Annotated in this window: 8 protein-coding genes; 7 read left to right on the top strand and 1 reads right to left on the bottom strand. The window is 64.7% G+C overall.

The genetic code is table 11. The features are described from left to right. The first annotated feature begins 253 nt into the window (after window positions 1-253). Window positions 254-1270, top strand: a complete 1017-nt coding sequence (gene araD1 / locus C6W88_RS15990) for an AraD1 family protein (protein ID WP_108133192.1) — start codon at window positions 254-256, stop codon at window positions 1268-1270. A gap of 131 nt (window positions 1271-1401) precedes the next feature. After that, on the top strand, window positions 1402-2979 hold the full coding sequence (locus C6W88_RS15985; RefSeq protein WP_108133191.1) for an aldehyde dehydrogenase (NADP(+)): 1578 nt from the start codon (window positions 1402-1404) through the stop codon (window positions 2977-2979). 542 nt (window positions 2980-3521) lie between these two features. Here C6W88_RS15985 and C6W88_RS15980 read toward each other — a convergent pair. Then, complete coding sequence (locus C6W88_RS15980) at window positions 3522-4403, bottom strand: LysR family transcriptional regulator (RefSeq protein WP_197037134.1); 882 nt, start codon at window positions 4401-4403, stop codon at window positions 3522-3524. A gap of 315 nt (window positions 4404-4718) precedes the next feature. On the opposite strand from C6W88_RS15980, the gene C6W88_RS15975 reads away from it, so the two are divergent. The 5 genes from C6W88_RS15975 (at window position 4719) to C6W88_RS15955 (ending at window position 10524) form a co-directional block, all read left to right on the top strand. After that, window positions 4719-6032 (top strand): L-fuconate dehydratase, encoded by a 1314-nt coding sequence (locus C6W88_RS15975; RefSeq protein WP_108133201.1) that lies wholly within the window; start codon window positions 4719-4721, stop codon window positions 6030-6032. 119 nt (window positions 6033-6151) lie between these two features. Beyond that, complete coding sequence (locus tag C6W88_RS15970) at window positions 6152-7240, top strand: TRAP transporter substrate-binding protein (RefSeq protein WP_108133190.1); 1089 nt, start codon at window positions 6152-6154, stop codon at window positions 7238-7240. A gap of 59 nt (window positions 7241-7299) precedes the next feature. After that, a complete protein-coding gene (locus C6W88_RS15965; RefSeq protein WP_045995049.1) occupies window positions 7300-7791 on the top strand; it encodes a TRAP transporter small permease in 492 nt (163 codons plus the stop codon). Continuing rightward, a complete protein-coding gene (locus tag C6W88_RS15960) occupies window positions 7788-9044 on the top strand; it encodes a TRAP transporter large permease (protein WP_108133189.1) in 1257 nt (418 codons plus the stop codon). Before C6W88_RS15965 ends, C6W88_RS15960 begins: the two co-directional genes overlap by 4 nt. 58 nt (window positions 9045-9102) lie before the next feature. Beyond that, window positions 9103-10524 carry an FAD-binding oxidoreductase gene (locus tag C6W88_RS15955; protein ID WP_108133188.1) on the top strand — a complete coding sequence of 474 codons (1422 nt, stop codon included), beginning with the start codon at window positions 9103-9105 and terminating at the stop codon, window positions 10522-10524. Window positions 10525-10530: the final 6 nt, after the last annotated feature.

Below are 10530 nucleotides of genomic sequence, written 5' to 3'. Positions count from 1 at the left end.
CCTTTATCGCCCTGCAGCTATGCGTACTCGCGGCGCTGCTGGTGTGGCCCGAGATGGCCATGTGGCTGGTGCAATGAAGCGGATCGGCCCCTCTCCGGGACCAGGCGCCAGGCTAGACGCCAGCAAAGCCACCTTTCCATAACGTCAACCCATACCTTTGTATGTTGACCATACACCACCCCAGAGGCGTAAGATGCCTCTGGGGCCAACCGTGAACCGGGACAAGGCGCCCACGTCACGCAAGGATATCGCCATGCATCATGACACCCCCGAGACCCTTCGCATCATCCAGTGCCGCCACCAGGGCAGCGTCAGGGCCGCCCTGGTCGAAGGACCGGACTTTGTGCGACTGACCGACGCCGACACCTATACCCTGGCACGCCGTGCGCTGGCCGAGGGCAAGGGCCTGGCGACCACGGTCAAGGCAAGCCTCGGTGACGAGACCCTCGACTACGCCGATCTGGTCGCGAGCGGTCAGCTACTGCCGCCGCTGACCCATCCGGATCCCGCGCACTGCCTGGTCACCGGCACCGGCCTGACCCATCTGGGCAGCGCCGATACCCGCAGCGCCATGCACGCCGACTCGTCCGAAACCGACGACGCCCAGCTGACCGATTCCATGCGCATGTTCAGGCTCGGCGTCGAGGGCGGCAAGCCCGCCGAAGGCCAGGTGGGCGCCCAGCCCGAGTGGTTCTACAAGGGGGATGGTGACTGCGTGGTGGCCCCCGAGGCGCCGCTGCCCTGGCCATCCTTTGCCGAGGATGCAGGCGAAGAGCCGGAACTCGCCGGGCTCTACCTCATCGATGATCAGGGCCGCCCCCATCGGCTGGGCTTCGCCATCGGCAACGAATTCTCGGATCACATCACCGAACGCTACAACTACCTGTGGCTGGCCCACTCGAAGCTTCGCGCCTGCAGTTTCGGCCCCGAACTGCTGATCGGTGAACTACCCTCTCATCTGGAGGGTACTTCGCGTATCACCAGAGACGGCGAGACCCTGTGGGAGAAGCCGTTTTTGACCGGCGAGGACAACATGGCGCACAGCATCGCCAACCTGGAGCACCACCACTTCAAGTACCCAGGTTTCCGTCGGCCCGGTGACGTCCACGTCCATTTTTTCGGCACCGCCACCCTGAGCTTCGCCGACGGTGTCAGTGTCAAACCGGGCGAGCGCTACGAGATCGAGCTACCGGCCTTCGGGCGTCCACTGCGTAATCCGCTGGCGCCGCCCACCGAGGACGAAGAACAGACCAGCGTCACGCCGATGTAATCGACCGGAGACAGGCTTCGACTGTCCCGAACAATGACGACACGAGCATTGAACGCAGGTCGAGCCGGCGTTGACACTGGTACCAGACAGCAAACCGACAACCCCATCCCCGCAAGCGAAAAGGAGCCAACATGACTCTGGAAGGAAAGCAGCTGATCGGCAGCCAGGCCGTCGAGGCCAAGGGCGAGCCCATCCACGCCGTCAATCCGGCCACCGGTGAGACCCTCGAGCCTGGCTACAAGGCAGGTTCCAAGGCCGAGGTCGAGCGCGCCTGCGAACTGGCCTGGGCGGCCTTCGATAGCTACCGCGAGACCGGCCTCGAGGCCCGTGCGACCTTTCTCGAGACCATCGCCGACGAGATCGAGGCGCTCGGTGACACCCTGATCGAGCGCGCCATGCAGGAGTCCGGCCTGCCCCAGGCACGTCTGCAGGGCGAGCGCGGCCGTACCTGCGGCCAGCTGCGCCTGTTCGCCTCGGTGGTGCGCGCCGGCGAATGGCTCGACGTGCGGCACGATCCGGCCCTGCCGGACCGTGAACCGATGCCGCGGGTCGACCTGCGCCAGCGCCATATCGCGCTGGGTCCGGTGGCGGTGTTCGGCGCTTCCAACTTCCCGCTGGCGTTCTCGGTGGCCGGTGGCGACACCGCCTCCGCCCTGGCCGCCGGCTGTCCGGTCGTGGTCAAGGCCCACTCCGCCCACCCCGGCACCTCCGAGCTGGTCGGCCGCGCGCTGCAGAAGGCGGTGGCCCGCTGTGAACTGCCGGAAGGCGTGTTCTCGCTGCTGTTCGGTTCCGGTCGCGAGGTCGGCCAGGGCCTGGTCAGCGACGCGCGGATCAAGGCGGTGGGCTTCACCGGCTCGCGCAGCGGTGGTACCGCCCTGATGAAGACCGCCCAGGCGCGTCCCGAGCCGATCCCGGTGTACGCCGAGATGAGCTCGATCAATCCGGTGTTCCTGCTGCCCGAGGCGCTCAAGGCCCGTGGCAAGGAGCTGGGTGAGGCCTTCGTCGGCTCGCTGACCATGGGGGCCGGCCAGTTCTGCACCAACCCGGGGCTGGTGATCGCGGTCAAGGGCGAGGCGCTGGACGGCTTCGTCGAGGCCGCCGCCGAAGCGGTCAAGGGTGCCGGCGCACAGACCATGCTGACGCCGGGCATCCACGACGCCTACACCCAGGGAGTCAACACCCTGGGCGGCAGCGACAAGGCCCGTGAAGTGGCGCGCGGCCCCCAGGGCGACGGACCCAACCAGTGCCAGGCCGGCCTGTTCGTGGCCAAGGCCAGCGACTTCCTCAATGATGAGGCGCTGCAGGCCGAGGTGTTCGGTTCGACCTCGCTGGTGGTCGAGTGTGCCGACCTGGACGAGGTCAAGGCACTGGCCGAGGGCCTCGAGGGCCAGCTGACCGCGACCCTGCAGATGGACGACGGCGACATCGACGCGGCCCGTGGCCTGCTGCCGATCCTCGAGCGGCGTGCCGGTCGGGTGATGGCCAACGGCTGGCCCACCGGGGTCGAGGTGTGCCACGCCATGGTCCACGGTGGCCCCTATCCGGCGACCTCTGACTCGCGCACCACCTCGGTCGGCAGCGCCGCCATCCACCGCTTCCTGCGCCCGGTGTGCTATCAGAACCTGCCGGACGCCCTGCTGCCGCAGGCGCTCAAGGATGGCAACCCACTGAACGTCAGCCGCCTGGTGGATGGCAAGCGCGAGGCGTAAACCGCCTGGCACACGTCTTCAACCAAGGGTCTTGAACCGACGTCGTTGAAGACATCGCTGAAAACATGGCTGAAGACGTGGCTGAAGACCTGGCTGAACACGTAGCTGAAGCCATGGTTGAAGCGAACGGACGGAGGCGCCGATCATCGGCGCCTCCTGTCTCGTCTTCTTTTTCTTGTTCTTGTCATTCTGTCCCGGTCTTTCTGGCCCCGCCTTTCTGTCATCGTCCTTCGGTCCGTATCGCATGATAAAGACCTGCAGGGAACGATGGCCTTGGCTCATGATTCAACGACGGCTATTGGCACACTTACCCCCACATCACGTCGCTTATCAAGACACCTATCCAACTACCTATCCAGACATCCTCCCGCTACCATTCCCTCCTGCCTTTGCAATCATATCCGATCCATAATCGGTGACATTTCACGCTTATTCAGCGAATATTCTGGTCATCATTGCCGGCATGAAACGCCCAACTTATTGGCCAAGACATCCCAGAAACATCCTTTCACGCCCACGATCATTCCTGCCCACGATATTGCTCAGGGCGCATCCTCTTCTCCGACCAGGCTGGCGACAAACTCGGTCAGCAGTTCAGGCCAGGGCTCGCCCTTGCGCGTGAGCACGCCGTAGTAGCCCAGCGGCTCACCGATGGTCAGCGGCAGTACCGCGAAACGGCCTTGAGAGAAGGTGGTCTTGACCACCGAGCTTGGCAACAGCGACAGGGTATCGGTACTCGCCACCAGCTGAAGCGAGGCCTGGGTGGAGGTGGTCTCGATGACGTTGCGCGGCGAGGCGACGCCGGCCTCGGCCAGGGCCGCCTCGAACAACCCGCGCATGGGGCTCGCCATGGGGTGCAGCACCCAGGGCCAGCGCACCACCTCGGCCAACTCAGGCGTCCCCTGACACAGCGGATGGTCGGGTCGCGCCACCACCGACACTGGCTCCTCCTTGAGCGGCAGAAAGTCGAACAGATGACGCTGGGACGGCTCGGTGTAGCGGCCGATGACGGCGTCGAGCAGCTTGTATTCGAGATCCACCAGCAGTCGATCGCTGGAGTTCTCGATCAACGAGATGGCGAGCCGCGGCCGGTGCGACTTCAGCTCCGCCATGGCCCTTGGCAACATCACCGGGGCGGCACCGGGTACCGAGCCAAGCGCCAGCCGACCGTGCCCACCTTCGCGCAGTGAAGCCAGTTCTTCGACCAGCCGATCGGTGTCGTTGAGCAGACGCCGTGCATAGCGCAATACCGTCACACCGGCGTCGGTCGGTTCCATCCGCCCGGGCTCACGCAGAAACAGCGGTATTCCGAGAAATCCCTCGATGTCCTTGAGCATCTTGCTGGCCGCCGGCTGGCTGATGTTCAGCTGCCTTGCAGCCGCGTGCATGTTACGACTTTCGTCCAAGGCAACCAGCAATACCATATGCCTGATCCGTAGCCACGTCTTGGCGTGAATACCGCTGTCATGGGGCATGTAGCGCATCATCCCGATGATTGAAAAACACATGATAACCTGAGGTTATCAAATGGCCAAAAACTTGGATTGGCCGTTCTTTTAGCGCTCTGTTTAGACTGCCCTCACTGACAATAGAACGACGAGACAGCAGCAACAGAGGAACGGGAGAGCAACCAGAGAGGCAGGCACTTTCCGCAAGCAGCCAACCGCTGATCGACGCCCATGATGCTTTCCCTGGCCACTCGTCGGACAACCAACAATATTCACCACAAGGCCGCCAGCATGACCACCATCACTCGGGTCGACGCCCGCGATATCCGCTTCCCCACCTCACGCCAGCTCGATGGCTCCGATGCCATGAACGAGGCACCGGACTACTCGGCCACCTACGTCATCCTGCACACCGATCAGGAAGACGAGGGCCACGGTCTGAGTTTCACCATCGGCCGCGGCAATGATCTCTGTGTCGCTGCGGTCAACGCCCTGGCACCCACCCTGGTGGGCCGCAAGCTCGAGGACATCACCGCCGACATGGGCACCTTCTGGCGCGAGCTGACCAGTGGCGATAGCCAGCTGCGCTGGCTGGGTCCGGAGAAGGGCGTGATGCACCTGGCCAGCGCCGCCCTGGTCAATGCTATCTGGGACCTGTGGGCCAAGCGTGAAGGCAAGCCGATCTGGAAGCTGCTGGTCGACATGAGCCCGGAACAGCTGGTGCGCTGCCTGGACTTCCGCTTCGTCACCGACGCCATCACCCCCGAGGAGGCCATCGCCCTGCTGCGTCGCAAGGCCGGCACCAAGGGCGAGCGCGAGGCCGAGATGAAGGCCGAGGGCTACCCCGGCTATACCACCTCCGCGGGCTGGCTTGGCTATTCCGAGGAAAAGATGCGTCGACTGTGCCGCGAAGCCCTGGCCGAGGGCTGGCAGCACTTCAAGCAGAAGGTCGGTGGCGACATCGAGGAAGATCGCCGGCGCGCGGCGATCCTGCGCGAGGAGATCGGCGAACAACGCACCCTGATGATGGACGCCAACCAGATGTGGGATGTGGACGAGACCATCGTCAACATGCGCCGTCTGGCCGAGTTCAATCCTCACTGGATCGAGGAGCCCACCAGCCCCGACGACATCCTCGGTCACGCCGAGATCCGTCGTCGCCTCAGGGGCGGCCTGGAGGGTGGCATCGGCGTCGCCACCGGTGAGCACTGCCACAACCGGGTGATGTTCAAGCAGCTGCTGCAGGCAGGCGCCATCGACTTCTGTCAGCTCGACGCGGCGCGTCTGGGCGGGCTCAACGAGGTCATCATCGTGGTGCTGCTGGCGGCCAAGTACGGCGTGCCGATCTGCCCCCACGGCGGTGGCGTGGGCCTATGCGAATACACCCAGCACATCTCCCTGTTCGACTACATCGCCGTCTCCGGTTCACTGGAAGGTCGCCTGCTGGAGTACGTCGACCACCTGCACGAGCACTTTGTCGACCCGGTGCGTATCCGTCAGGGTCGCTACCTGGTGCCCGAGGCGCCGGGCTACAGCATCACCATGAAGCCCGAGTCCCTCGAGATGCATCGCTACCCCGAAGGCGCGGCCTGGCAAGACGCCTGAGCCGCTCCACCGGCCAGCGGCCCCGGGACGAAACGCTTCCCGGGGCCGCTGGCCAGCACGCCAAGCAAGGGCCAGAGCGCTACGCAATGGCCAGCACGCCACGCAAATTGGAGAGAAGCATGACAACAATCACAACGTCCGTCGCCCCCTTCACCCGTCGCCGCCTGGGCGCGGCCATCGCCGCCCTGACCATCGGCAGCCTGACGCTGGGTGGTGTTGCCACCGCCCAGGCCGCCAGCGAGATGCCGCCGATCCCCGAGGTCGACGGACCCGTGGCCGAGGGTGACGGCAACGACTACACCCTCAAGTTCAGCATCGGCACCACCCAGTCCGGCGCCCAGTACCGTGGCCTCGAGTACTTCGAGGACATCGTCGAGGCGCGCAGTGACGGTCATATCCAGGTCGAGCTGTTCCACAGCGCACAGCTAGGCGATGACCTCCAGGCGGTCAGCGCGCTGCAGTCCGGCACCCTGGAGATGACCTCGCCGTCCACGTCGCCGCTGGTCAACATGTTCCCGGAGTTCGCGGTCTTCGACCTGCCGTTCCTGTTCCCCACTCCGGAAGTGGCCGACGAGGTGCTCGACGGCGAGATCGGTGATCGCATGCTGGAAACCGCCAGCACCAATGGCCTCAAGGCCCTCGGCTGGGCCGAGAACGGCTATCGCCAGCTGACCAACAGCCAGAACGCGGTGGCCTCGCCCGAGGATCTGGATGGCCTCAAGGTCAGGACCATGCAGAACCCGATCCACCTGGATATCTGGAAGACCCTGGGCGCCAACCCGACGCCGATGTCCTTCGCCGAGCTGTTCACCGCCCTCGAGCAGGGCGTGGTCGACGGCCAGGAGAACCCCTGGATCACCATTCAGTCGTCCAAGTTCAACGAAGTGCAGGACTACGCCACCGAGTCCAACCACGTCTACACGCCCTTTATCACCCTGGTCTCCGAGCGCTTCTGGAGCCGTCTGCCCGAGGGCTATCAGGATCTGCTGTCCGACGCCGCCAAGCAGATGGGCGACTACCAGCGTGAAGTCAGCCGCACCCTCAACGACCAGATCAAGCAGGAGCTGATGGACGAGGGCATGAACATCACCGAGCTGACCCCGGAACAGGTGGCCACCTTCCAAGAGACCCTGTCGCCGGTCTATGACGAGTGGCGCGAGAAGATCGGCGGAGAGCTGATCGACGATATCCGCGCTGTTTCCCAGTAAGCCCTAGCCCGACCCCGCCGCTGTTCGCGGCGGGGTCGTCGTCACCACGGAGGTGACCCATGACCACCCTATCCTCCACTTCCACCCCGGGACTCCTGGGGTGGTTGATTACCACGCTGCGCATCGCCGTCGGATTGCTGGTGCTCGGCGTGGTGTTCTGCGTGACCGCCAATGTCTTCGGTCGCTTCGTGCTCAATACCTCCTACGCCTGGGCCGAGGAGCTGTCCCGGGTGCTGTTCATCTGGCTGGTACTGCTTGGCGCCGGGCTCGGCAGCCTCGAGAAGGAACACGTGGCGGTGACCTACTTCAAGGACCTGGCCCCGGCCGGGCTGCGCCGCGTGCTGGGACTGACCGCCGTGGCGGTGATCTACCTCGTCTGCATCTGCATCCTGCTCGGCTTCAAGGAGCTGATCTCCGGCTATACCAGCGCCACCCCCATGCTCGGCATCCCCAAGACCTGGCTCTATAGCGCCATGCCGGTGATGGCAGGGCTGACCCTGATCGCCAACACCCTGGCCCTGGTGGCCCTGCTCAGGAGGTCCGAACCATGATCCTGTGGAGCATCCTTATCGGGCTTGCCATCTGCATCGTCATTGGCATGCCGATCTCGTTTGGCCTCGGCGCCATCAGTCTGTTCATCTTCTTCTATTCCGACTATTCGCTATCGCCCATCGTCGCCCAGGCAGTCAACGGCCTGGACTCCTTTCCGCTGCTGGCCATCCCGCTGTTCATCCTGGTCGGCGAGGTGATGAGCGAAGGCGGCATCGCCACCCGTCTGGTCCGACTGGCCAGCGCCATGGTCGGCTTCGTCGCCGGCGGTCTGGGTCAGGTGGCGGTGATGACCTCGATGTTCTTCGGCGGCATCAGCGGCTCCGCCGTGGCCGACGCCTCGGCGGTCGGCAGCATGATGATCGAGCCGATGAAGCAGCATCGCTACAGCGCGCCCATGGCCACCGCCATCGTGGTCGCGGCCTCGGTGGTCGGCATCATCATCCCGCCGTCGATCCCGATGATCCTGTTCGGCGTGGTCACCAACACCTCGATCTCCCAGCTGTTCCTGGCCGGCATCGTGCCCGGCATCCTGATCACCCTGGGACTGGCGGCCACCACCTACGTGCAGTCACGCAAGAACGGCAAGGGCCAGACCTTCTCCTTCCCGGAGCTCGCCAGTGCCCTCAAGGACGCCATCCTGGCGCTGTTGCTGCCGGTGATCATCGTCGGTGGCATCCTCACCGGGGTCTTCACCCCCACCGAGAGCGCCGCCATCGCGCTGGTCTATGCCTTCGCGGTGTCCTTCTTCGTCTATCGCAGCCTGTCGCTCAAGCGCTTCTTCGAGCTGTGCGTGAGCACCGGTCGACTGACAGGTGTGGTCATGCTGCTGCTGGCCTTCGCCAGCGTGCTGGCCTGGCTTCTGACCGCCAACATGATTCCCCAGCAACTGGTAGTGAGCCTGTCGGCCATCACCGAGAACAAGCTTCTGCTGCTGCTGATCCTGTCGGCCTTCCTGCTGGTGGTGGGCTTCTTCATGGACCTGACACCGGCCATGGTGATCCTGGCACCGCTGATGACGCCGGTGGTAGTGAAGCTTGGCATCGACCCGGTGTACTTCGGCGTGCTGATGTCCTTCATCCTGGGTATCGGCCTGATCACCCCGCCGGTGGGCACCGTGCTCTATGTCGGCTGTGGCGTCGGCAAGGTCGGCATGGAAAGCCTGGTCAAGAGCCTGCTGCCCTTCTACTTCACCCTGGTGGCACTGCTGGTCGTGTTCCTGCTGTTCCCGGGAGTGGTGCTGTGGTTCCGATAACCCCGAACTTGAACAACCTGGGCGGCCCCTGGCCGCCCGCCGAGCGGAGAAGCCCCCGATGAGCGCCAACGACGACCTGCTGACCTTTCTGCGAGAGACCCTGGGCAGCACCGGCGTGCTGACAGACGACCTCGAGCGCTATCGGGTCGACTGGGCCGGCGCCCGCGGCGGTTTGCCGTTGGCGGTGGCTCGCCCGGCGACCTCTGAGCAGGTGGCGCAGGTACTCGGCTACTGCCATCGCCACGATATTCCGGTGGTCCCCCAGGGCGGCGGCAGCGGTCTGGTCGAAGGTGCCCTGCCGGACAGCCAGACACCGGAGCTGGTCATCAGCCTGGAGCGGCTTAATAAAATTCGCTCCATCGATCCGATCAACTTCACCGTGAGCGTCGACGCCGGCTGCGTACTGCAGACCATCAAGGACGCCGCCGAGGCCGAGGATTGCACCTTTCCGCTGGCCCTCGGCGCCCAGGGCAGCTGCCAGATCGGCGGCAATATCGCCACCAACGCCGGCGGCCTTAACGTGCTGCGCTACGGCATGATGCGCCAGCTGGTACTGGGTATCGAGGTAGCACTGCCGGACGGCCGTCTGCTCGACGACATGAAGGCACTGCACAAGAACAACACCGGCTACGACCTGAAGCAGCTGTTCATCGGTGCCGAGGGTACCCTGGGCATCGTCACCGGCGCGGTACTCAAGCTCTACCCTCGTCCCCAGGTAACACGCACGGCGCTGATCGGCTGCCCCGACGTGGCCTCGGTGCTGAAACTCTACGCCCAGGCAAGACGCAGCTGCTGCGACCTGCTGACCGCCTTCGAGCTGATTCCGCGGGCCTGCATGGAGCTTGCCCTGGAGGCCGATCCCTCACTGCCGGACCCGCTGGATGCACCCCACCCGGTGTACGTGCTGATGGAAGTCGCCGCCAGCGGGCCTGCCGATCTCGACAGCATGATCGAGGCGCTATTCGAGCGAGGACTCGAGGACGGCCTGCTGGAGGATGGTGTGCTGGCCACAAGCGATACCCAGGCGGCCCAGCTATGGCAGCTGCGCGAGGCCATGCTGGAAGGCCAGCAGCGCCGCGGCGAGCACCTGCGTACCGACGTCTCGCTGCCGATCTCCCAGCTTACCGCCTTCCATGACCAGGCGGAGGCGGCGATCACCGAGGCCTCGCCGGACTCTCAGGTCATCGCCTACGGCCACGTCGGCGATGGCAACCTGCACTTCAATATCCTGCCGCCGGCGCATCTGGACGACGACGACAAGCGCAGTCTACTGCATGAGCTGGAAGAGCAGCTGTTTGCCATTGTCGCCGAGTTCGACGGCAGCATCAGCGCCGAGCACGGCATCGGTCGCGTCAAGCAGCCCTACTTCCTCGAAAGCCTGTCGGCGCCGGAGCACGACATCATGCGTGGCCTGAAGCGCCTGCTGGACCCCCGCGGCCTGATGAGCCCCGGGCGTATCCTGCCGAGAATGCAGCGCTGAGCCATC

The organism is Halomonas litopenaei, assembly GCF_003045775.1.
Taxonomy (GTDB): Bacteria; Pseudomonadota; Gammaproteobacteria; order Pseudomonadales; family Halomonadaceae; genus Halomonas; species Halomonas litopenaei.
Note: the sequence above shows the minus strand (reverse complement) of the source record. Positions and strands in the feature narration are given on the sequence as shown.

Bases quoted from the DNA above. Each gene is read 5' to 3' on its own strand.
- araD1 (WP_108133192.1), top strand. From the start codon at position 254: ATGCATCATGACACCCCCGAGACCCTTCGCATCATCCAGTGCCGCCAC.
- C6W88_RS15985 (WP_108133191.1), top strand. From the start codon at position 1,402: ATGACTCTGGAAGGAAAGCAGCTGATCGGCAGCCAGGCCGTCGAGGCC.
- C6W88_RS15980 (WP_197037134.1), bottom strand. From the start codon at position 4,403: ATGGTATTGCTGGTTGCCTTGGACGAAAGTCGTAACATGCACGCGGCT.
- C6W88_RS15975 (WP_108133201.1), top strand. From the start codon at position 4,719: ATGACCACCATCACTCGGGTCGACGCCCGCGATATCCGCTTCCCCACC.
- C6W88_RS15970 (WP_108133190.1), top strand. From the start codon at position 6,152: ATGACAACAATCACAACGTCCGTCGCCCCCTTCACCCGTCGCCGCCTG.
- C6W88_RS15965 (WP_045995049.1), top strand. From the start codon at position 7,300: ATGACCACCCTATCCTCCACTTCCACCCCGGGACTCCTGGGGTGGTTG.
- C6W88_RS15960 (WP_108133189.1), top strand. From the start codon at position 7,788: ATGATCCTGTGGAGCATCCTTATCGGGCTTGCCATCTGCATCGTCATT.
- C6W88_RS15955 (WP_108133188.1), top strand. From the start codon at position 9,103: ATGAGCGCCAACGACGACCTGCTGACCTTTCTGCGAGAGACCCTGGGC.